This window comes from Thiobacillus sp., assembly GCF_013693775.1.
Classification (GTDB): domain Bacteria; phylum Pseudomonadota; class Gammaproteobacteria; order Burkholderiales; family Thiobacillaceae; genus Thiobacillus.
Genome location: NZ_CP059257.1, coordinates 2,808,814 through 2,829,826 on the forward strand (window position 1 = coordinate 2,808,814; position 21,013 = coordinate 2,829,826).

Annotated in this window: 18 protein-coding genes; 12 read left to right on the plus strand and 6 right to left on the minus strand. The window is 63.3% G+C overall.

Annotated features, from left to right (window positions below; genetic code table 11):
* Window positions 1–4: 4 nt before the first annotated feature.
* Window positions 5–151, minus strand: a complete 147-nt coding sequence (locus HZY77_RS13830) for a PhnD/SsuA/transferrin family substrate-binding protein (RefSeq protein ID WP_296815909.1) — start codon at window positions 149–151, stop codon at window positions 5–7.
* Between the two features lie 219 nt (window positions 152–370).
* Window positions 371–3,097: a DNA polymerase I gene (gene polA / locus HZY77_RS13835; RefSeq protein ID WP_296815912.1), complete on the minus strand. Its 2,727-nt coding sequence runs from the start codon at window positions 3,095–3,097 to the stop codon at window positions 371–373.
* Window positions 3,098–3,110: 13 nt separating this feature from the next.
* Between polA and HZY77_RS13840 the strand changes: the two genes are divergently transcribed.
* The 3 genes from HZY77_RS13840 to HZY77_RS13850 all read left to right on the plus strand — a co-directional run bounded on the left by HZY77_RS13840 (window position 3,111) and on the right by HZY77_RS13850 (window position 5,048).
* Window positions 3,111–3,839, plus strand: a complete 729-nt coding sequence (locus tag HZY77_RS13840) for a TIGR00730 family Rossman fold protein (protein WP_296815915.1) — start codon at window positions 3,111–3,113, stop codon at window positions 3,837–3,839.
* Between the two features lie 55 nt (window positions 3,840–3,894).
* Window positions 3,895–4,221, plus strand: a complete 327-nt coding sequence (locus tag HZY77_RS13845) for a DUF2782 domain-containing protein (RefSeq protein ID WP_296815918.1) — start codon at window positions 3,895–3,897, stop codon at window positions 4,219–4,221.
* A gap of 149 nt (window positions 4,222–4,370) precedes the next feature.
* Complete coding sequence (locus tag HZY77_RS13850) at window positions 4,371–5,048, plus strand: BPSS1780 family membrane protein (protein ID WP_296815921.1); 678 nt, start codon at window positions 4,371–4,373, stop codon at window positions 5,046–5,048.
* Here HZY77_RS13850 and HZY77_RS13855 read toward each other — a convergent pair.
* Entirely contained in the window at window positions 5,024–7,213 is a 2,190-nt protein-coding gene (locus HZY77_RS13855) for a UvrD-helicase domain-containing protein (protein ID WP_296815923.1), read from the minus strand. The genes HZY77_RS13850 and HZY77_RS13855 overlap by 25 nt on opposite strands.
* A gap of 173 nt (window positions 7,214–7,386) precedes the next feature.
* On the opposite strand from HZY77_RS13855, the gene HZY77_RS13860 reads away from it, so the two are divergent.
* Window positions 7,387–7,509: a MoaD/ThiS family protein gene (locus HZY77_RS13860; protein ID WP_296815926.1), complete on the plus strand. Its 123-nt coding sequence runs from the start codon at window positions 7,387–7,389 to the stop codon at window positions 7,507–7,509.
* Window positions 7,510–7,626: 117 nt separating this feature from the next.
* Window positions 7,627–11,364 carry an EAL domain-containing protein gene (locus HZY77_RS13865; protein ID WP_296815929.1) on the plus strand — a complete coding sequence of 1,246 codons (3,738 nt, stop codon included), beginning with the start codon at window positions 7,627–7,629 and terminating at the stop codon, window positions 11,362–11,364.
* A gap of 83 nt (window positions 11,365–11,447) precedes the next feature.
* Here the strand turns inward: HZY77_RS13865 and HZY77_RS13870 are convergent, their stop codons facing one another.
* The 3 genes from HZY77_RS13870 to HZY77_RS13880 form a co-directional block, all read right to left on the minus strand.
* The gene (locus HZY77_RS13870; RefSeq protein WP_296815932.1) at window positions 11,448–12,335 is read right to left on the minus strand and encodes a phosphoribulokinase; all 888 of its coding nucleotides are present in this window, start codon (window positions 12,333–12,335) and stop codon (window positions 11,448–11,450) included.
* A 162-nt stretch (window positions 12,336–12,497) separates the two neighbouring features.
* A complete protein-coding gene (locus tag HZY77_RS13875; protein ID WP_296815934.1) occupies window positions 12,498–12,989 on the minus strand; it encodes a heme-binding protein in 492 nt (163 codons plus the stop codon).
* A gap of 9 nt (window positions 12,990–12,998) precedes the next feature.
* Entirely contained in the window at window positions 12,999–13,952 is a 954-nt protein-coding gene (locus tag HZY77_RS13880) for a TraB/GumN family protein (RefSeq protein WP_296815937.1), read from the minus strand.
* 110 nt (window positions 13,953–14,062) lie between these two features.
* On the opposite strand from HZY77_RS13880, the gene leuS reads away from it, so the two are divergent.
* From leuS to rlmH, 7 genes are read left to right on the plus strand one after another with little or no spacing between them, the layout of a single operon-like run.
* The gene (gene leuS / locus HZY77_RS13885; protein WP_296815940.1) at window positions 14,063–16,705 is read left to right on the plus strand and encodes a leucine--tRNA ligase; all 2,643 of its coding nucleotides are present in this window, start codon (window positions 14,063–14,065) and stop codon (window positions 16,703–16,705) included.
* A complete protein-coding gene (lptE, locus tag HZY77_RS13890) occupies window positions 16,702–17,214 on the plus strand; it encodes an LPS assembly lipoprotein LptE (protein WP_296815943.1) in 513 nt (170 codons plus the stop codon). Before leuS ends, lptE begins: the two co-directional genes overlap by 4 nt.
* A complete protein-coding gene (gene holA, locus HZY77_RS13895) occupies window positions 17,198–18,238 on the plus strand; it encodes a DNA polymerase III subunit delta (RefSeq protein ID WP_296815946.1) in 1,041 nt (346 codons plus the stop codon). The genes lptE and holA overlap by 17 nt, the downstream gene beginning before the upstream one ends.
* Window positions 18,235–19,515 (plus strand): glutamate-5-semialdehyde dehydrogenase, encoded by a 1,281-nt coding sequence (locus HZY77_RS13900; protein ID WP_296815950.1) that lies wholly within the window; start codon window positions 18,235–18,237, stop codon window positions 19,513–19,515. The genes holA and HZY77_RS13900 overlap by 4 nt, the downstream gene beginning before the upstream one ends.
* A complete protein-coding gene (gene nadD / locus HZY77_RS13905; protein ID WP_296815953.1) occupies window positions 19,496–20,170 on the plus strand; it encodes a nicotinate-nucleotide adenylyltransferase in 675 nt (224 codons plus the stop codon). Before HZY77_RS13900 ends, nadD begins: the two co-directional genes overlap by 20 nt.
* Entirely contained in the window at window positions 20,167–20,544 is a 378-nt protein-coding gene (gene rsfS, locus HZY77_RS13910; RefSeq protein WP_296820922.1) for a ribosome silencing factor, read from the plus strand. Before nadD ends, rsfS begins: the two co-directional genes overlap by 4 nt.
* Entirely contained in the window at window positions 20,541–21,011 is a 471-nt protein-coding gene (rlmH, locus tag HZY77_RS13915) for a 23S rRNA (pseudouridine(1915)-N(3))-methyltransferase RlmH (RefSeq protein WP_296815956.1), read from the plus strand. Before rsfS ends, rlmH begins: the two co-directional genes overlap by 4 nt.
* Window positions 21,012–21,013: the final 2 nt, after the last annotated feature.

Sequence of the window (21,013 nt, forward strand, 5' to 3'; positions counted from 1 at the left end):
AATGTCATAGTTTTTCCGAGACCCGGGTCATGAAGGCGGAAAAGCTGGGGGCGGTGACGAATTGCACCGGTCGTCCCAGGCGCTCGCTCAGGGCTTCCGCCAAAGGCAGGAACATGACGGCCAGCTTGTTCGGGCTCTGCAGGGGCAGCACCCCAGGCGGTAGACGCCCTGATCGGCGCCCGCCGATGGCGTGCCGAATGTCATGAACAGGGCCACGAGCGTGCCGCGGACTGCCGCACCGGCCCGCCCGCGGGAGGCGAAAAGGAGAGGACTGCAATTACCCATGGCGATCAATGGTATCCGAGTGGCATCGACAGGTTAATGCGCCCGGAGGCCACAAGGATCGAGCCATCCGCGAAAGGCATACGCGTCAATGGGCGCGTTCCCAGTTGGGACCGACGCCCAGCTTGGCATCGAGCACGACCTTGAGCTGGGCAACGCCGCACATGAGCGCAGGGAGCACGTCGCAGATCGCGTTGCGTTCCGCCTCAGGCACTTCGAGAATCAGTTCATCATGCACTTGCATGATCAGCTTGGTTTGCATGCCCTGTCTGTCGAGGTGATTCTGTACCGCGATCATCGCCAGCTTGATGAGGTCGGCGGCGGTGCCCTGCATCGGTGCGTTGATGGCGGCGCGTTCGGCGCCCTGGCGGCGCGCCGGGTTCTTCGCGTTGATCTCCGGCAGGTACAGCCGGCGTCCGAACACGGTCTCGACGTAGCCTTGGCTGCGCGCGGTCTCGCGCGTGCGCTGCATGTAGTCGGCCACCCCGGGGTAGCGCGCGAAATAGCGGTCGATGTAGGTCTGGGCGGCGGCACGCTCGAGGTTGAGCTGGCTGGCCAGACCGAATGCCGACATGCCATAGATGAGCCCGAAGTTGATGACCTTGGCCATGCGCCGCTGGTCGGCGCTGACGTCGTCGAGCGGTACGCCGAAGACTTCAGCGGCGGTGGCGGTGTGGATGTCGCGGTCCTCGGCGAAGGCGGTCAGCAGGCCGGCGTCGTCGGACAGGTGCGCCATGATGCGCAACTCGATCTGCGAATAGTCGGCGGACACCAGCACGTGTCCGGGCGGCGCGATGAAGGCCTCGCGGATGCGGCGGCCCTCGGCGGTGCGCGCGGGGATGTTCTGCAGGTTGGGATCGGAACTCGCCAGCCGGCCGGTCACCGCGGTGGCCTGCGAATAGCTGGTATGCACGCGCCCCGTCCGCGGATCGATCATCTGCGGCAACTTGTCGGTGTAGGTCGACTTCAGCTTGGCCATGCCGCGATAGTCGAGGATCGCGCGTGCGATGGGGTGGTCGAGCGCGAGCTGCTCCAAGGTTTCCTCGTCGGTGGAGGGCGCGCCGCTGGGCGTTTTCTTGACGACCGGCAGGCCTTTTTGCGTGAACAGGATGTCACCGATCTGCTTGGGCGAACCGAGGTTGAACGGCTGGCCGGCCTCCTGGTAGGCGCGCTGCTCCAGCTCCAGCATCTTGCGGCCGAGTTCGCCGCTCTGGGCGGCGAGCAGGGTGCGGTCGATCAGCACGCCGGTGCGCTCCATGCGGAACAGGATTTCCGCCACCGGCAGCTCGATGTGACGGTAGACGAATTCCAGCTTGTCGGACGCCTCGATCTGCGGCGCCAATGCATCGCGCACGCGCAGCGTGACGTCGGCATCCTCTGCGGCGTATTCGCTGGCACGTTCGATTGCCACTTGTTCGAAGCCGATGCGCGCCGCACCCTTGCCGGTGACGTCGTCGTAGCTGATCGTGGCGAGGCCGAGGTGGCGCGACGCCAGGTTGCCGAGTTCGTGCGACTGGTGCGCTTCGAGCACGTAGGATTGCAGCAGGGTGTCGTCGATGACACCGCCGAGCGCGATGCCGACGTTGGCAAAGACGTGGCGGTCGTACTTGAGATGCTGGCCGATGATTTTGGGTTCGCGGTTTTCCAGCAAGGGTTTCAGCTTGGCCAGGGCGGCGTCGCGATCCAGTTGCGTGGGCGCGCCGGCATAGTGGTGTGCCAGCGGCAGGTAGGCCGCCTCGCCATGTGCCGTGGCGAACGAGATGCCGACCAGTTCGGCCTGCATGGCATCGAGGCTGGTGGTCTCGGTGTCGAGCGCAAACGTCGGTGCCGAACTCAGCTTGGCGATCCAGGTGTCGAGCTGGGTTTCCGTGAGGAGGGTTTCGTAGTGGGCGCGGTAGTTGCCGCTGCTGTCCTGTTCGGGGATCTCGGGGTTCGCCGTCGCGGCGGCATCGAGTTCGCGCAACCAGGTCCGGAACTCGTAGCGTTCGAACAGCGGCCGCAGCACGCCGGTATCGCGCGGTTTCAGGACGAGATCGTCGAAATCGAAAGGCAGGTCGACGTCGGTCTTGATCGTGATCAGCACGCGCGCCTGCGGCAGCCAGTCGAGCGCGGCGCGCAGGTTATCGCCGACCACGCCCTTGATCTCGTCGGCGTGCGCCATCAAGTTGTCGAGCGTGCCGTATTCGGTCAGCCATTTCACCGCGGTCTTGGGGCCGCATTTGGCGACGCCGGGCACGTTGTCGACCGCGTCGCCGACCAGCGTGAGGTAATCGATGATGCGCTCGGGCGGCACGCCGAACTTGGCGGCGACACCGGCCTCGTCGAGCGTCTCGGCGCTCATGGTGTTGACCAGCGTCACATGGTCGTCGACCAGCTGGGCCATGTCCTTGTCGCCGGTGGAAACGATGCTGTGGATCCCCTTCCGCTCGGCGTGATGCACCAGCGTGCCGATCACGTCGTCGGCCTCGACGCCGTCGATGACGACGAGCGGCCAGCCTTCGGCGCGGATCGCTTCGTGCAGCGGTTCGATCTGGCTGCGCAGGTCGTCCGGCATGGGTGGGCGATGTTCCTTGTAGGCCGGATACAGCTCGTCGCGGAAGGTCTTGCCCTTCGCGTCGAACACGCAGGCGATATAATCGGCCGCATGGTCCTTCCGCAGCTTGTGCAACATGGAGAGCACGCCCTTGATCGCATTGGTCGGCTCGCCTGCCGAGTTGCGCAGGTCGGGCAGCGCGTGGAATGCGCGATACAGGTAGGATGAGCCGTCCACCAACAGCAGGATTTTTCTTGGCTGGCTTACATTAGAATCGTTCACGAGGCGCTCGAAAATGCACTTGGAAAAATTGCCCGCCGCCGCTGACCCGGGGCGCACCGCCGAGATCGACTACTCGGCACGCGAGTCATGGCGGATGCTGGGAATTATGGCAGAGTTCGTCGAGGCGACCGAACGGCTGGCGTTCATCCGCCCGGCCGTGTCGATTTTCGGCAGCGCCCGCACGCCGCCCGACCACGCGTATTACATGTTGACCGAAGTCATCGCGCGCAAGCTGTCCGACGCCGGCTTCTCGGTCATTTCCGGTGGCGGCCCCGGCATCATGGAGGCCGCCAACAAGGGAGCCTACTTCGGCAAGTCGCCCAGCGTCGGCCTCAATATCCAGCTGCCCCACGAACAGAGTGCGAACACCTACCAGGACATCAGCCAGACCTTTCAGCANTTTTTCGCGCGCAAGGTCATGTTCGTCAAATTCGCCGCCGCCTATGTCGTCATGCCGGGCGGTTATGGCACGCTGGATGAACTGAGCGAGGCGCTCACGCTGGTGCAGACCGGCAAGATCGCGCGCATTCCCATCATCCTGGTGGGTTCGAAGTTCTGGGCGGGGCTGGTCGACTGGGTGAAAGGCCGGCTGGTGGAAGAAGGCATGATTTCNCCGGAGGATGTCGACCTGATGCATGTCATCGACGACCCCGAACAGGTGGTCGACGCCATTTTCGGCCACTATGANAAACGCGGCTTCATCCCGTCGTTGGCCGAGCGCGATATCCAGTTCAATCTGTAATTGTGTGCCCGTTCGTTTTAAATCCATTCTGTTTGCCTTGATTCCGGAGCCTGCCATGCGTTATTCCGTTTTGTTGTTGACCCTGCTGTTGAGCGGCCTGGCCGTCGCCGCCGGCCCGTCCGACCGGCCGCCCGGGCTCACGCCCGTCCCCGACGGCGCGCCGGGCCCCGGCGATGCGCCGCCCGTGACCATCAAGCCGAGCAGCCAGGGTGGGCGCGTGATCGAATATCGCGCGCATGGCAAGCTCTACATGCTGAAAGTCATCCCCAAGGTGGGCAAGCCCTATTACCTCATCGACGANAAAGGCGACGGCCAGTTTGCCCGTCAGGACAGCCTCGATTCCGGGATGCGCCCGCCGATGTGGGTGATCAAGGAATGGTGATTACGGCGTTCTGAATCTTTGCATGCGGCGTCGGTTAAAATCGGCCGCATGAATACCGCTTCCAATCAAGACGTCCCGCGCAAGGTCGCGGCCAGCCAGGGTTTCCAGTGGGTGGTCGCGGGCTTTCGCCTGTACCGAAAAACCCTCTGTTGTTGTCGGCCGCATTTGGCTTGATGTTCGGCGCGATCATGGCGCTCGGCCTCATTCCGCTGGTGGGCGGCTCGCTGTCGGATCTGGCCTCGCCCCTGATGGTGGCAGGCTTCATGGCGGCATACCGCGCACTCGACCGGAGCAAGGAACTCGAGTTGCCGCATTTTCTGGCAGGCGTGCGCGGGCCGGTGATTCCGCTGATGACGGTCGGTGCAGTGCAGTTGCTGGGTGCGCTGGTGATCGGCCAGATCATGCTTGCCATGGGCTTCGACCCGCAGGCCGTGATGGACACCGCCAAAGGCGGCAAGGCTTCGCCGGCCGAGATGCAGGTCATGATGAATCAGGCCCTGCCTGCCGTGCTGGTCGGCATGGCGCTGTTTGTCCCGCTGGTCATGGCCACCTGGTTCGCCCCCGCGCTGATCCTGTTTGGTGGCGCCCGTCCGGCCACCGCATTAGGCGTGAGCCTCAAGGCCGTCGCCCGCAACTGGCTGGCGATGTTGACCAACAGCATCGCGCTCGGCTTGCTGCTGTTCATCGCTGCGCTGGTGCCGCTGCTGCTCGGCCTGCTGGTTGCGATGCCGGTGCTGTTCGGTTCGCTGTATGCCTCGTACCAGGCGATTTTCGCGGTATGGGCAGACGATACCGCACCGGTTCAGGCAGGCGACAGTTTGGCGTAGGCCAACGCGAGCCACTTCGTCCCGGCGTCGCGAAATTTCACCTGTACCCGTGCGTCCGCGCCGCGCCCTTCGAAATCGATGATGATGCCGGTACCGAATTTGGCATGGGCGACGCTTTGCCCCACCTTGTAGCCGGTGTCGTTGCCCGGGGCTGGCGTGCCATAGCGGCCGGTAGTCTGCTGGACGCCTGACGGATAGGCGGAATCGCGGCGGTTGAGGTTGAGCAAGACCTGTCCCGGCAGTTCGTCGAGAAACCGCGACGGCAGGCTGTAGCGGATCTGCCCATGCAGCATGCGCGACTGCGCGTGCGACAGGTACAGACGCCGCCGTGCGCGGGTGATCGCTACGTACATCAGCCGCCGTTCCTCTTCCAGGCCATTCTCCTCATGGGCGCTCTGCTCGTGGGGAAACAGGCTCTCCTCCAGGCCGGTGATGAACACCGCGTGGAATTCCAGCCCCTTGGCGGCATGGACCGTCATCAGCTGCAGTGCGTCGTGGCCGGCGCCGGCCTGGTGTTCGCCGGCTTCCAGCGCGGCATGGGCGAGAAAACGATCCAGTTCGGACGATGCCTCGGTTGGAACAGAACCGTCCGGCGTTGCTTCGGGCGCATCCGAAAGGCCGCCTTCTTCCGAAAACAATGCAGCGGCGTTGATCAGTTCGTTGAGGTTTTCCAGGCGATCGGCACCGTCCTTGTCGGCACGGTAGTAATCCGCCAGGCCGCTGGCCTCGATGACATGGTCGATCACCTCGGCCAGCGGCAGATCGGCGGTGGCCTGCTTGATGGCTTCGATCAGCGTGGCGAAGCCGGCCATCTTCCCGCTACTGGTGCAGGCTGCCTGCCATAGACTCGTCCCTGAACGCGCGGCGTGGTCGGCCAGTTGTTCCAGCGTGCGCGCGCCGATGCCGCGTGCGGGAAAGTTGACCACGCGCAGGAAGGCGCCGTCGTCTTCCGGGTTGGTCAGGAGACGCAGGTAGGCCAGCGCGTGCTTCACTTCCTGGCGCTCGAAAAAGCGCAGGCCGCCGTATACGCGATACGGCACGTGGGCGGAAAACAGCGCGTGTTCCAGCACGCGCGACTGCGCGTTGGAGCGGTACAGCAGTGCCATGTCAGACAGCGCCACGCCTTCGCGGTTGAGCGACTTCACCTCGTCGACGACGAAGCCCGCCTCGTCCTGGTCGGAATAGGCCTCGAACACACGTATGGGCTCGCCTTCGCCTTCGGCCGTCCACAGATTCTTGCCGAGTCGGTGGGCGTTCTGCGCAATCAGCGTGTTGGCTGCGGTGAGGATGTGGCCGTGGCTGCGGTAGTTCTGCTCCAGCTTGATGACGTTGCCGTGCGCGAACTCGCGCTCGAACTCGGCCATGTTGGCCGTGTTGGCGCCGCGAAAGGCGTAGATCGACTGGTCGTCGTCGCCGACTGCGAACAGGGCGGTGTGCGGGCCGGCGAACAGCTTCAGCCATCGGTACTGCAGCGTGTTGGTGTCCTGGAATTCGTCGATCAGGATGTGCCTGAAACGATCCTGGTAATGCTGGCGCAACGGCTCGTTGCGATACAGGAGCTCATAGGAGCGCAGCAGCAGTTCGGGAAAGTCGGCCACGCCCTCGCGCTGGCATTGCGCGTCGTAGGCCTCGAACAGTTCGGCCATGCGCATCGAATATTCGTCGAAGGCCTCGGCGTCGCGTGCGCGCCGGCCGGCTTCCTTGTGGCCGTTGATGAACCACTGCACTTNTTTCGGCTCGTATTTCTCGGTGTCGACGTCCATCGTCTTCATCAACCGCTTGATCGCCGACAGTTGGTCCGAACTGTCCAGGATCTGGAATGACTGCGGCAGCCCCGCCTCGCGCCAGTGCGTGCGCAGCAGCCGGTTGGCCAGCCCGTGGAAGGTGCCGACCCACATGCCGCGCGTGTTGATCGGCAGCATCGCCGAAATGCGGGTGAGCATCTCCTTCGCCGCCTTGTTGGTGAAGGTCACCGCGAGGATGCCGTGCGGTGACACCTGACCGGTCTGGATCAGCCACACGATGCGTGTGGTCAATACCCGCGTCTTGCCCGAGCCGGCGCCTGCCAGAATCAGTGCAGATTCGTGCGGCAGTGTCACCGCAGCGCGCTGTTCGGGGTTGAGGTTATCCAACAGATGCTTGTGCCCTTCAGNGGAGGCGGACATACAGGGTAAAATCAGACAGTCAATCGCAGATTATAAAGGTCTACAGATGGTGAAAATTTTGTTTTTGGCGATCTCGTGGGCACGCTTGGCATGGTGTCAGACGAGATCGCCCTGCCGCCCGACGTGACCGACGTCGAGCGCCTGTTGTTCGTGTTGTCACAGCGCGGCGAAATATGGAAAAAATGCTGCTCGGCAATCCCAAGCTGAACGTCACGATCAACAAGCAGTTCGCTGAAAAATCGACGCCCGTCAAGGACGGAGACGAAGTCGCCCTGGTCGGGTTCGCGATGATCTGAATACGCGGCCCCGGTTTGCCGCCGCCTGTGCGGAAAGACCGACTATGATGTGGCAATTGGGTGGCGGTATACCACGATTACCGGGGATCCTTGTTCATGACGATGGGGTCGAGCGCAATGGCGGTTCCAGGCACGCACCATCTCAACCGTCCGCTGCTTGTGGGCGTGATTGTTTTTCTCCTCTCCGCCATCGTGTCGGGTGCGCTCGTCTGGCAGTTTGAACAGAATTCCCGGGAATCGGAACGTGCGCGCGTGGCCCGTCTTGCCGCCGACCATGTGCATTCGATCGAATACGCCATCGAGCACGCGCTGTCTGCCAGTCAGACCCTGGCGGCCCTGGTGCGCCAGGGACAGGGACGTGTCCCCGATTTCGCGTCCCTGGCTGCGACGATCCTGCCGTTATATCCCGGCGTATCCGCGCTGGCACTGGCGCCTGACGGGATTGTCCGGGACATGGCGCCCGGCAACAGGGCCGGCATCGGCCTGGATCTGCTGAATGACCCGGCGCTTCGCGACGACGCCTTGCGCGCCCGCGACAGCGGCAAGCTGACCCTCGCCGGGCCGCTTGAACTGGCGATCGGCGGAACGGGGATCGTTGGACGTTTGCCGGTATTCCTTGAAGACAGGACGGGGCATCCGTCATTCTGGGGCTTCACCATGGTCGTGATGCGCCTGCCGGAGGCGCTCGATCAGGCCCATCTGAGCCATCTCGACGGAGAGGGCCTGGCTTATGAACTGTGGCGCGTCCAGCCGGGCAGCGGGAANAACCAGGTCATCCTTCGTTCCTCGAGCATGTCACTCGTCAATCCTGTCGTGCAGGCTGTACAGGTACCCAATGCCACCTGGATGCTGAGCGTGGCACCGGCCGCGGGATGGGCGCAGCCGTTCAGGCTCTCGGGCATGACCGTGCTGGCGCTGGTGTTCAGCCTGATGCTGGGCTACCTGGCCTGGCTTCTGTTTGTGTTGAAAGCGCACAAACAACTGCTCGAGGCGCGTGTCGAGCAGCGCACCGCCGAGATCCTGATGACGCAGCGCAAGTTGCGGGCCACGCTCGATGCTATCCCCGACCTGGTCTGGCTTAAGGATACGGAGGGAATCTACCTGGGCTGCAATCCGATATTCGAGCGCTTCTTCGGCGCAAGTGAAGCCGATATNCGTCGGCAAGACCGACTACGATTTGGTCGACAAGGAACAGGCGGATTTTTTCGCGCGCACGATCGCACGGCCATGGAGGCTGGAAAGCCGAGCGTCAACGAGGAATGGCTGAACTTCGCCGACGGTGGTGGCGGATTGTTCGAGACGGTCAAGACGCCCATGTTCGACACGGCGGGGCGGCTGGTCGGCGTGCTGGGCATCGCTCGCGACATCACCGCCCGGGTCGAGGCGGAACGGGCTCTGCGCGATTCGCAGGAGCGCACCCAGCAATACCTGAATGTCGCCGGCGTGATGCTGGTTGCGTTGAACATCGCGGGGTGCGTCGAACTCGTCAATCGCAAGGGCTGTGAAATGCTGGGCGTGCCGGAAACGGACATTCTCGGCAAAGACTGGTTCGAGCATTTCCTGCCTGAACGCATACGAAACGAGGTCAGGACCAGGTTCGTCCAGATGCTGGAAGGGAATGTCACGCCGGTCGAATACACGGAGAATGCGATCCTGGCCCAGGGCGGAGAGGAGCGCATCGTGGCCTGGCATAACGCGGTTCTGCGGGACGCAGCGGGCAGAGTGAAGAGCGTGCTTTCTTCTGGGGAGGATATTACCGAGCGCAAGCGGGCGGAGCAGGCGTTGCGCGACTCGCGGGAGCGCCTTCAACTGCTGCTCGATTCGATGGCGGAAGCCGCCTACGGTGTGGATTTCGAGGGCAAGTGTACGTTTGCCAACCGCGCTTTCCTGCGCATACTGGGCTACCAGGATGAGCGGGAAGTGCTGGGCAAGTCCACCCACGACCTGATTCATCATTCCTATCGTGATGGGCGCGCTTATCCGGAAAGCGAATGCAAGATGCATCGCGCCTACCTGTCCAACCAGGCGGTCAATGTGTCCGACGAGGTGTTCTGGCGCAAGGATGGCACGTCGATCCCGGTTGAATACTGGTCCAACCCCATCGTCGTCGACGGCGTGACGGTGGGTGCGATCGCGACGTTCGTCGACATCAGCAAGCGCAAGCAGGCCGAAGCAGAAGTCAGCCTCGCGGCCAAGGTATACGAGCAAAGCGGCGAGGGCATCATGATCACCGACGCCCAGCACAACCTCGTGATGGTCAACCAGGCATTCACTGCGATCAGCGGCTATAGCGAGGCCGACGTGCTGGGGCGGAATCCGCGCATACTGTCCTCAGGACGTCACGACAAGGCGTTCTACGCGGCGATGTGGGCCGACATCGCCGCGCACGGCCGCTGGCAGGGCGAGGTCTGGAATCGCCGCAAGGACGGCAGCCTGTACCCGGAGCTGCTGTCGATCATCCAGGTGCGCGACGAGAAAGGCGAAGTAAGCCACTACATCGGTATTGCAAGCGACATCACCCAGCGCAAGGCGGCGCAGGCGCACATCCAGCGTCTGGCGCATTTCGANCCCCTTACCGGGCTACCGAACCGCGCACTGCTTGGCGACCGCATCAGCCATGAACTCAGTGCAGCCCAGCGCAATGGCACGCAGGTTGCCATCCTGTTCGCCGATCTCGACCACTTCAAGAATGTCAACGACACGCTGGGCCACCGTATTGGCGACGAATTGCTGATCACCGTCGCCGGCCGCCTGAAAGACGCCATACGCGACGTGGACACGGTTTCACGCCANGGGGGCGACGAATTCATCCTGATCCTCCCCGCCACCGATAGCGGCGGCGCGGCACATGTGGCCGAAAAATTGCTGGAAGCCGTGGCACAGCCTTACCAGATCGAGGGGTTTGAACTGGGCGTGACGCTGTCCATCGGCATTGCCATGTATCCCAGCGATGGCGAAGACTTCGAGGCACTCTCCAAATGTGCCGATGCCGCCATGTATCGCGCCAAGCACGACGGGCGTAATACCTACCGTTTTTTCACTGCGGAAATGCAGGCGCGCTCGGCGCGCAGTCTGCAGATGGAAAACGCCTTGCGCCGCGCGCTGGAACGCAACCAGCTGAGCCTGCACTACCAGCCCCAGCTTTCATTGCATGACGGAGGGCTCATCGGCGTGGAGGCGCTGCTGCGCTGGGAGCATCCCGAGATCGGCACGATCGCGCCAGCCGAGTTCATCCCGATTGCGGAAGAAAGCGGACAGATTCTGCCGATCGGCGAATGGGCTATGCGCAGTGCCGTGCAGCAGATGAAAGCCTGGGTGGATGGGGGACTGGTGCCCATGGCCATGGCGGTCAATCTGTCGGCCGTGCAGTTTCGTCATCCCCATCTGCCTGAACGGGTCAGCCAGATCCTTGAAGAAATCGGGCTGCCGCCGCAGTACCTGGAACTGGAACTGACCGAAAGCGTGGCGATGGACGACGCGCCGGCAGCCATCGCGATCATGAACAACCTGTATGAGCGCGGCATTCGCATGTCGATCGACGACTTCGGAACCGGGTATTCCTCCCTGAGCTATCTGAAACGTTTCAAGGTCCATCGTCTCAAGATCGACCAGTCCTTCGTCAGGGGAATCGCCGAGGACCCGGAAGACCGTGCCATCGTCAGCGCCATCATCAGTCTGGCAGACAGCCTGGGATTGCTCACCATCGCAGAAGGCGTCGAGACGGACGGGCAGTTGGCTTTCCTGCGCGAACAGGGATGCCGCGAGGTGCANGGGTATTACTTCAGCAAACCGCTTGAGGCAGGCCGGTTCGAAGCGTTTGCGCGCATAGCGTATCCCGCGGCCTGGCAAGGATGAATTTCTCGATGTCCAAACGAAAACGGAGCCGTCTGGCTCCGTTTTCGTTTGGGTGAGGCCGGCCGCAACCGGCCCCACTGTGTTTACTTGTTCTTGTTCGCGATCATGTCCTGGATCAGCGGCGCCAGGATCAGTTCCATGGCGAAGCCCATCTTGGCGCCCGGCACCACGATGGTGTTGCGGCGCGACATGAAGGAGTTCGGGATCATGTTCAGCAGGTAGGNGAAGTCGACGCCCTTCGGTTCGCGGAAGCGGATCACGATGAAGCTCTCGTCCGGCGTCGGGATGTCGCGCGTGATGAAGGGGTTGGAGGTGTCGACGGTCGACACGCGCTGGAAATTGATGTCGGTGCGCGAGAACTGCGGGGTGATGTAGTTCACGTAGTCCGGCATGCGGCGCAGGATGGTGTCGACGATGACGTCGGCGGAGTAGCCGCGCTCGGCGCCGTCGCGATGGATCTTCTGGATCCATTCGAGGTTGACGATGGGCACCACGCCGATGCCGAGGTCGACGTGCTTGGCGACATCGACGTCGTCGGTCTTCACCAAACCGTGCAGGCCTTCATAAAACAGCACGTCCGAACCGGCGGGCACGTCTTCCCACGGGGTGAACTCACCGGGGTTGAGGCTGGTGTTGAGGCGCTTGTTGTGCTCGGCAGCCTCTTCGTCGCTGTGGATGTAGTAGCGCTTCTTGCCGCCGCCCGTCTTGCCGTAGGTCTCGAACAGTTCGGCCAGCTTGGCGAAGTGGTTGGACTGCGGACCGAAGTGACTGAACGACATGTTGCCTTCGGCTTCGGCCTTCTTCACCGCTTCCTTGAATTCAACGCGCGACAGGCTGTGGAAGCTGTCGCCTTCGATGACGGCGGCGTTGATCTTTTCGCGGAAGAAGATGTGCTCGAACGCGCGCTTGACGGTTGTGGTGCCGGCGCCGGATGAACCCGTGACCGCAATGACGGGATGCTTCTTGGACATGCTGGGACTCCCTGAAGAGGTATGAGAATGAAAGCGAAACGCGCCATTTTAACCGCAAGGCGTAGGCCGTGGTAGTAGCGGCGGCGCATACGCTCGCGGGTACGCAGGGGGCCGTGGCTGGCAACAAACGCACAGCCAGCGCGGGCGTCCCGCCGCAATGCGCTACGAGGCGAATTCCAGGCGTTCCTCGACTTTCTGCAGGGCGGAAGCGGCGCAGGCGGCGTCCTTGTCGCCGCCGGGCGCGCCTGACACCCCGACCGCGCCGATCAGGCTGCCGGCAGCCCGGATCGGCAGGCCGCCTTCCATCACGATGAGGCCGTCGATATGGTTGAGTTCGGGACGGATATCGCCGCGAGCGGCGCGGAATTCGCCGGAATCGATGCCGGACATGATGCTCATGCCGGCCTTGCGCTCGGCGATTTCGAGGGTGTGGCGCGCCGCCAGTGTGTCGCGCAGTGCGGCCTGAACGTTGCCGGCGCGGTCGAGCACGACGGCGGATACGTTATATCCCTGTCCCCGGCAGGCTTCGACAGCGCCCATGGCGATGTCGCGCGCGAGTTCGAGACTGATCTGCTTGACCGGCAGGACGTCGGGCTGGGCAGCGGCAGCCGGGAAAGAGAGGGCGATCAGCGTGGGTAGAAACAGGTTTTTCATGGGGTCTCCTCAGGGGTAAAGGTTCTTGATGCGATAACCGCGCATTGCCAGCAGGGCAGGCACGCCGTCCGCACCGGTCAGGTGCAGGGCGCCGATGGCGACAAAAGGCTGATGGCCTGCGGCGAGCATTCGGTCGATGCTGGCTGCCATGTGACGGTTGCGTTCGGTAAACAGTTNTTGCTGCATCCAGCGCGCTGAGCGCGGATTCTCGCGCATCGATGCCAGCGACTGCTGCTGCAGGGCCTGCGCATCGCTATCGAGCCAGGCGTCGACGAGTGCCTGGGTGTCGCCGCGTAGCCGGCCTTGCTCCAGCATCCGGAGCGTTTCATCGAGAAAGGCGAGTTGTTCCTGGGGCGTGGTGCTGTCGAAAAGCTCAAGCTGATAGTCGATGCTTTCCAGCTCATCGATCGGCTTGTCGAGCCCTTTCGCCAGCGCGATCAGGTACAGATCGGTGGCATAGGCCGGCTCGAAGCCCGATGCCTGCATGGCGCCCATCATGAGCGATAACGCGGCCATCCAGGGTTTGTATGCCTGAAGCGAGTCGCGAGGGACCCTCAGAGTGTCGAGCTGGGTTTGCAGCCGTTTCCGGAGGGAGGGCGACAGCAGGGAATCGAGACGTTGGGAATCGGGCAGGACGGCATGACGCTGTACGGCAGTCTGCATCTTGTCGCTCTGGGTAGCGTCGAGTTCAACCACCAGTTCGCTGGATTGTGCCAGGGCCTGCGTGACGACAAGGTCGAGCGGAAAGAAATCCGGCCTGCCGACGTGTATCGTGCCGAAAAGATAGGCGGTCTTCCCGTCCCGACTGACTTCGTAAAGCAGTCCCCGGCTGGGCGCAGATTTGAGCTGCTGCAGGACATCGGTTGAAGCGGCCGGGGCTTCTGCCGGCGGCGGATCCGCCCAGGCGAATTGCCACCCGGCCAGCAGCCACAGCAGAATCAGGCGTAGCGTTCGACAGAGCATGCGGTTTCTCCCGGNGGCACCAAAAATAGCGCCATCCTGCCATGCGGTAGCCGCATGAAGGCGATAGGTATAATCGCCCACCAGCATTTTCACTATTTTGAGCGGTTTTGATGCAAGAAAAATACCTTCCCTCGGAAATCGAGCGCGCCGCGCAGGCGCAATGGGCGGCCAGCCAGGTCTACCGCGCCCGCGACGCATCCGATCGCCCCAAATACTATTGCCTGTCGATGTTCCCCTACCCGTCGGGCAAGCTGCACATGGGCCACGTCCGCAACTACACCATCGGTGACGTGCTGGCGCGCTATCACGCCATGCGCGGGTTCAACGTGATGCAGCCGATGGGCTGGGACGCCTTCGGCCTGCCGGCGGAAAACGCCGCCATCGCCAACGGCGTGCCGCCTGCGGCGTGGACCTACGCCAACATCGACCACATGCGCACGCAGCTGCAGGCGCTCGGCTTCGCGATCGACTGGTCGCGCGAGCTCGCCACCTGCAAGCCCGACTACTACCGCTGGGAGCAGTGGCTGTTCACCCGCCTGTTCGAGAAGGGCGTGATCTACAAGAAGATGGCCACGGTCAACTGGGATCCGGTCGACCAGACCGTGCTCGCCAACGAGCAGGTGATCGAGGGGCGCGGCTGGCGCTCCGGTGCGCTGGTCGAGAAGCGCGATATCCCGATGTACTTCTTCCGCATCACCCAGTACGCGGATGAATTGCTGAGCGGATTGGACAAGCTGCCGGGCTGGCCCGAACGGGTGAAGACCATGCAGGCGAACTGGATCGGCAAGAGCGTCGGAGTGCGCTTTGCCTTCCCGTACACGCTGGACGGCAGGGATGAACTGCTGTGGGTGTTCACCACCCGCGCCGATACCATCATGGGTGTGACCTTCTGCGCGGTCGCCGCTGAGCATCCGCTCGCCACCCGCGCCGCCGCAAACAACCCCGAACTCGCCGCATTCATCGCCGAATGCAAGCAGGGCAGCGTCGCCGAAGCTGACATGGCGACGATGGAAAAGAAGGGCATGGACACCGGCTTCAAGGTGACGCATCCGCTCACCGACGAACAGGTGCCCGTCTGGGTCGGTAACTACGTGCTGATGAGCTACGGCGAGGGCGCGGTGATGGCCGTGCCGGCGCACGACGAGCGCGATTTTGGCTTTGCCGTGAAATACGGTCTGCCGATCAAGCAGGTGATCGGCGTTGATGGTGAGATTTTCTCGCTCGACGCCTGGCAGGAATGGTATGGCGACAAGGTACGTGGCCGCTGTGTCAATTCCGGTAAATACGACGGCCTCGGTTACGAGGCGGCGATCGACGCCATCGCCGCCGACCTCGCCGCGAAGAATCTCGGCGAAAAGAAGACACAGTTCCGCCTGCGCGACTGGGGCATTTCGCGCCAGCGCTACTGGGGCTGCCCGATCCCGATCATCCATTGCGACACGTGTGGCGACGTGCCGGTGCCGGCCGAGCAGCTGCCGGTGGTGCTGCCCGAGGACGTCGTGCCGGACGGCTCCGGCAACCCGCTCAACAAGCGTGCCGACTTCGTCAATTGCAGCTGCCCCAAATGCGGCGGCGCGGCACGGCGCGAGACCGACACCATGGACACCTTCGTCGAGTCCTCGTGGTACTACGCGCGCTACGCCTGCCCCGATTTCGACGGCGGCATGCTCGACTCACGCGCCAACCAGTGGCTGCCGGTCGACCAGTACATCGGCGGCATCGAGCACGCGATCCTGCACCTCCTGTACGCGCGCTTCTTCCACAAGCTGATGCGCGACGAGGGCCTGGTGGCGAGCGACGAACCCTTCGCCAACCTGCTGACGCAGGGCATGGTGGTCGCCGACACGTTCTATCGCGAGGCGGCCGACGGCAAGAAGACCTGGTTCAACCCGGCTGATGTCGAAATGAAGGACGGCATGGCGGTGCTGAAATCCGACGGCCAGCCGGTGATCGTCGGCGGCACCGAGAAGATGTCGAAGTCGAAGAACAACGGCGTCGACCCGCAGGCCCTGATCGACCAGTACGGCGCCGACACCGCACGCCTGTTCACCATGTTCGCCGCGCCGCCGGAGCAGAGCCTGGAATGGTCGGATGCCGGCGTCGAGGGCGCACATCGTTTCCTCAAACGGGTTTGGTCATTCGCGTTTGAAAATCAGATGGGCATTACCGCCTACCACGACTACCTGAAGAACAATTCCGGTAAGGCGTTTGATTGGGCCAATGCATCGAGTGAGGCGAAAGCCTTTGGGCGTGACATCCACCTGAATTTGAGACAAGCTCAGTTCGACTATTCGAAAAATCAATTCAATACAGTTGTGGCTGCGTGCATGAAAATGCTCAACAGCCTGTACCGAATCACAGAACCAGCGGCAGCTTCAGGCGAAACGACAACAATCGAGTTTTCGCCAACTGCGGCACTGAAAGCTCAAGGCTTTGGAATCCTGCTCCGCGTGCTTTCCCCAATTGCTCCGCATATTTCGGAGAAACTTTGGGATGAACTGGGCTATAGCCCAAGCCTCATCAACGCGGGCTGGCCGGAAGTGGACGAGAATATCCTGGTACAGGACGAGATCGAGCTGATGCTGCAGGTCAACGGCAAGCTGCGCGGGCAGATCCGCGTGGCGGCGGCGGCCGACAAGGCCGCGATCGAGGCCACCGCGCTGGCGAGCGAAGTGGCCCAGAAATACCTGGGAGGCCAGCCGCCGAANAAAGTGGTGGTGGTGCCCGGGCGTTTGGTTAATATCGTGCTATGAACCGACGACTCTTCCTTGCGGCCGTGCCGGCGCTCCTCGCGACCGGGTGCGGTTTCCAATTGCGCCGCTATGACGGCATCCCGTTTGCCACCCTGTATGTCGACGCGCCGGCCGGCAGCCTGGTCGCGCAGCGTATCCGGAACAGCCTGACCTCGAACAAGAAAACCCGGCTGGCGGCGAGTGCGGGCGAAGCCGAGGCGGTGCTCAAGATCAGCCAGGAAGAACGTACCAAGGTCATTCTTTCGTTGTCCGGGGCGGGACGCGTCACCGAATACCGCTTGGGTCTGCGGCTGACGTATTCAGTGAACGACAAGGCGGGAAAACGTCTGGCTGCTCCCGAGGTTCTCGAGCTCACGCGCGATATCACTTACGACGACACCAAGGTGCTGGCTAAGGGCGCGGAAGAGCAACTGTTGTATCGCGATATGGACGACAACGCCGCCCAGCGGATCGTGCGCCGTCTGCAGGCGATCAAGCCCAGTCCAGCAGCCGATGAACATCCCGGCTGAACGTCTGCCCGAGCAGCTTGCGCGCGGCTTGGCCGCGCTTTACGTGGTGGTGGGCGACGAGCCGCTGGCGGCACAGGAGGCGGGCGACGCGATCCGGGCGGCGGCACGTGCGGCGGGACACAGCGAACGCAGCGTGTTTACGGCGCAGGGGCGCACCAACTGGCAGGGTATTTTTGCCAGCGGCGATAATTTCTCGCTGTTCGGCGAACGCCGCCTGACCGAAATCCGCATTCCCTCCGGCAAACCCGGCGTCGACGGCGCCAAGGCATTGGAGACCTACGCTGGCCGCCTGCCGGCCGATACGCTTACGCTCATCAGCCTGCCGGGACTGGACTGGAAGACCATGCAAAGCCGCTGGTTCGCGGCGCTCGCCAAAAGCGGTGTGGTCGTCGAGGCGCGACCGGTCGATCGCACGTCCTTGCCTAACTGGATCGATCGGCGGTTGATCCGGCAGGGCCTGCGTGCCGAACGCGCCGCGCTGGATTTTCTGGCCGACCAGGTCGAGGGTAATCTGTTGGCCGCCCAGCAGGAAATCGACAAACTCGCGCTGTTGCTGCCGCCAGGAACGGTGACGCTGGCCGATGTCGAACATGCGGTGGTCGATGTCAGCCGGCTCGAAGCCGAGGCACTGCAGGATGCGTTGTATGCGGGTGACGGCGTACGATTTGCGCAGGTGGTCATCGATCTCAGGGACGCTGGCGAAGCGGTGCCGGCCATCCTGTGGCAGGTGTCGTCGGCAGTGCAGTTGCTCCTCAGGCTAAAATTGGCGTTGGCACAGGGCGACAGCCTATCCGGTTTGATGCGCACGCTCTGGGGACGCGACAAGCAGCGGGCGCCGCAGATCGAGCGGGCGCTGAAACGCCTGACGCTTGCACAGGTCGAAACAGCGCTGGCCGACCTGGCGCTGATCGACCGTCAGGCCAAGGGGCTGGAGCGTGTGGGCGACCCCTGGGATACGCTGCTGCGCGTGGGCATGACACTGGCTGGACCTGATTCCGGGCAGCTAGGGAACAGGACAAGATGATGGATGTGAAAAGCTATATGCAGACGGTGGGCAAACAGGCGCGCGAAGCTTCGCGCATGATTGCCCGTGCCGACACCAACCAGAAGAACCGTGCCCTGCAGGCCATGGCGACAGCGATCCGGCGCGATGCCGCAAAATTGCTCGAGGCCAATATGCGCGACATGGAGCATGCACGCAGTTCGGGCTACGATACGGCGCTGCTCGACCGCCTGCAGTTGACCGATAGGACCATAGCGGGCATGGCGGATGGCCTGGAACAGATTGCCGCCCTGCCCGACCCAATCGGCGAGATCGACGGCCTCAAGTACCGCCCTTCCGGCATCCAGGTTGGCAAGATGCGGGTGCCGCTCGGCGTCATCGGCATCATCTACGAAGCGCGTCCCAACGTAACGGCGGATGCCGCCGGGCTGTGCCTCAAATCCGGCAACGCGGCGATCCTGCGCGGCGGTTCCGAAGCACTGCACTCCAACCAGGCGATCGCCGCCTGCGTGCGCGAAGGGCTGGAAGCCGCCGGGCTGCCCGCGACCGTGGTACAGGTGATCGAGACCACCGACCGCGCCGCGGTGGGCGAACTCATCACCATGAAGGATTACGTCGACGTCATCGTGCCGCGCGGCGGCAAGGGTCTGATCGAGCGCATTACCGGCGAAGCCAGGGTGCCGGTGATCAAGCATCTGCACGGTAACTGCCATGTGTACGTCGACGACCGCGCCGATCTGGCGAAAGCCGTGAAGATCGTCGAGAACGCCAAGACGCAGCGCTACGGCACCTGCAACACCGCGGAATCGTTGCTGGTGGCGCGCGGGGTCGCCGCGACGGTGTTGCCCGAGATCGGGAAAATGCTGACGGGCAAAGGTGTGGAAATGCGCTGCTGTCCCGAGGCGCTGGGCATCCTGATGGGTGCAGGCGTCGCGGCGGACAAGCTGAGGGCCGCGGTGGACACCGACTGGGACGAGGAATATCTCGGCCCCATCATTGCGGTGAAAATGGTCGACGATATCGACGCCGCGATGACCCACATCAACACCCACGGTTCGCACCATACCGATGCCATTGTCACCGAGGACTACGGCCGGGCGCGGCGTTTCCTGCGCGAGGTCGATTCGGCCAGCGTGGTGGTCAACGCCTCCACCCGTTTTGCCGATGGCTTCGAATATGGCCTGGGCGCGGAGATCGGCATTTCCACCGACAAGATCCACGCACGCGGCCCGGTCGGCCTGGAAGGTCTGACCAGCCAGAAGTGGGTGGTATTGGGAGATGGGCACGTCCGCGGGTAAGGCCATGCCGCCCATCGGCGTGATGGGTGGCACCTTCGACCCCATCCATTTCGGCCACCTGCGTCTGGCGGAGGAGATGGCCGATGCCCTGGCCCTTGAGCGCGTCCTGTTCATCCCTGCCGGGCAGCCGCCGCACCGAGATGCGCCGCGTACGGCGGCCGGCCACCGGCTGGAAATGGTGCGTCGCGCGATCGGCGGCAATCCGCGCTTTGTGGCGGATGCGCGCGAGGTGCAGCGCCCACAGCCAAGCTACACGGTCGACACACTCATGGCCTTGCGTGCCGAGCTGGGCCAGCAGCCGCCGCTCTGGCTGCTGCTGGGGGCGGATGCGTTTCTCGGCCTGCCCGGCTGGCACGACTGGCGGCGGTTGTTCGAACTGGCGAATATTGCCGTGGCGACCCGGCCCGGTGCGCAGTTGCTGCAGCCGGGCGCCATAATGGAGCCCTTGAAAAGCGAAGTGACGCAGCGTCAGGTCGCCAGCCGCAATCCGGCCGCCCAGCCGGCCGGTGCGATACTGCTGCGCACAACCCCGCTGCTGGACATTTCGGCCACCGCGATCCGCGGCATGCTCGCCCGACACGACAGTGCGCGTTACCTGCTTCCCGACGCCGTGCTGGATTACATTCACGAATACCAACTTTACGCATGCACATGAATATTGAAGAGAAAGTTAAACTGATCGTCGTCGCCCTTGAAGACATCAAGGGCCAGGACATCGCCGTGCTCGATACCAGCAAGCTCACCTCGCTGTTCGAACGCATGGTGATTGCCAGCGGCACGTCCAACCGTCAAACACGCGCGCTTGCCGACAATGTACGCGTCAAGATGAAAGAGGCGGGCGAATACGTGGGCAACACGGAAGGCGAGGACACGGGCGACTGGGTGCTGCTGGACCTGGGCGAAGTGATCGTCCATGTCATGCAGCCCGCCGCACGTGCCCATTACAATCTGGAAGAACTGTGGGGCGCGGGCGAAGCAGCGCGCGCGCGGCACATCAAGCCGACCACTAGGATTGGCGTGGCCCGATGAAACTCCATGTGATCGCCGTCGGCCACAAGATGCCAGGCTGGATCGATGCGGGCTATGAGGATTACGCACGGCGTATGCCGCCGGACATGCCGCTGCTCCTGAATGCGATCAAGCCCGGGCATCGGGTGGCAGGAGAGGATGGGTCACGTGCGCGTCAGCTGGAGGCCGAGCGTATCCTGGCTGGGCTGCCTGCGGGCTGTGTGCCGGTAGTGCTCGACGAGCGCGGCACGCAGGCGACCACGCGTGAGCTTGCGGCGTGGCTGCAAGGCTGGATGGCGGAGGGCCTGTCGCCGGCATTTGTCATCGGCGGGGCGGACGGCCTTGACGCCAGCGTGAAGACGCGCGCCGGCAAGCTGCTGGGCCTGTCGAAACTGACCTTGCCGCATGCGCTGGCGCGGGTGCTGCTGGCCGAGCAGTTGTATCGTGCCGCATGCATCATCAAGGGCCATCCCTACCATCGGGATTGAGG

Coding starts and splice junctions, on each gene's coding strand:
- HZY77_RS13875 (WP_296815934.1), bottom strand. CDS start 12,989: ATGAAAAACCTGTTTCTACCCACGCTGATCGCCCTCTCTTTCCCGGCT.
- holA (WP_296815946.1), top strand. CDS start 17,198: ATGAACATCCCGGCTGAACGTCTGCCCGAGCAGCTTGCGCGCGGCTTG.
- lptE (WP_296815943.1), top strand. CDS start 16,702: ATGAACCGACGACTCTTCCTTGCGGCCGTGCCGGCGCTCCTCGCGACC.
- rsfS (WP_296820922.1), top strand. CDS start 20,167: ATGAATATTGAAGAGAAAGTTAAACTGATCGTCGTCGCCCTTGAAGAC.
- HZY77_RS13900 (WP_296815950.1), top strand. CDS start 18,235: ATGATGGATGTGAAAAGCTATATGCAGACGGTGGGCAAACAGGCGCGC.
- nadD (WP_296815953.1), top strand. CDS start 19,496: ATGGGCACGTCCGCGGGTAAGGCCATGCCGCCCATCGGCGTGATGGGT.
- HZY77_RS13860 (WP_296815926.1), top strand. CDS start 7,387: ATGGAAAAAATGCTGCTCGGCAATCCCAAGCTGAACGTCACGATCAAC.
- rlmH (WP_296815956.1), top strand. CDS start 20,541: ATGAAACTCCATGTGATCGCCGTCGGCCACAAGATGCCAGGCTGGATC.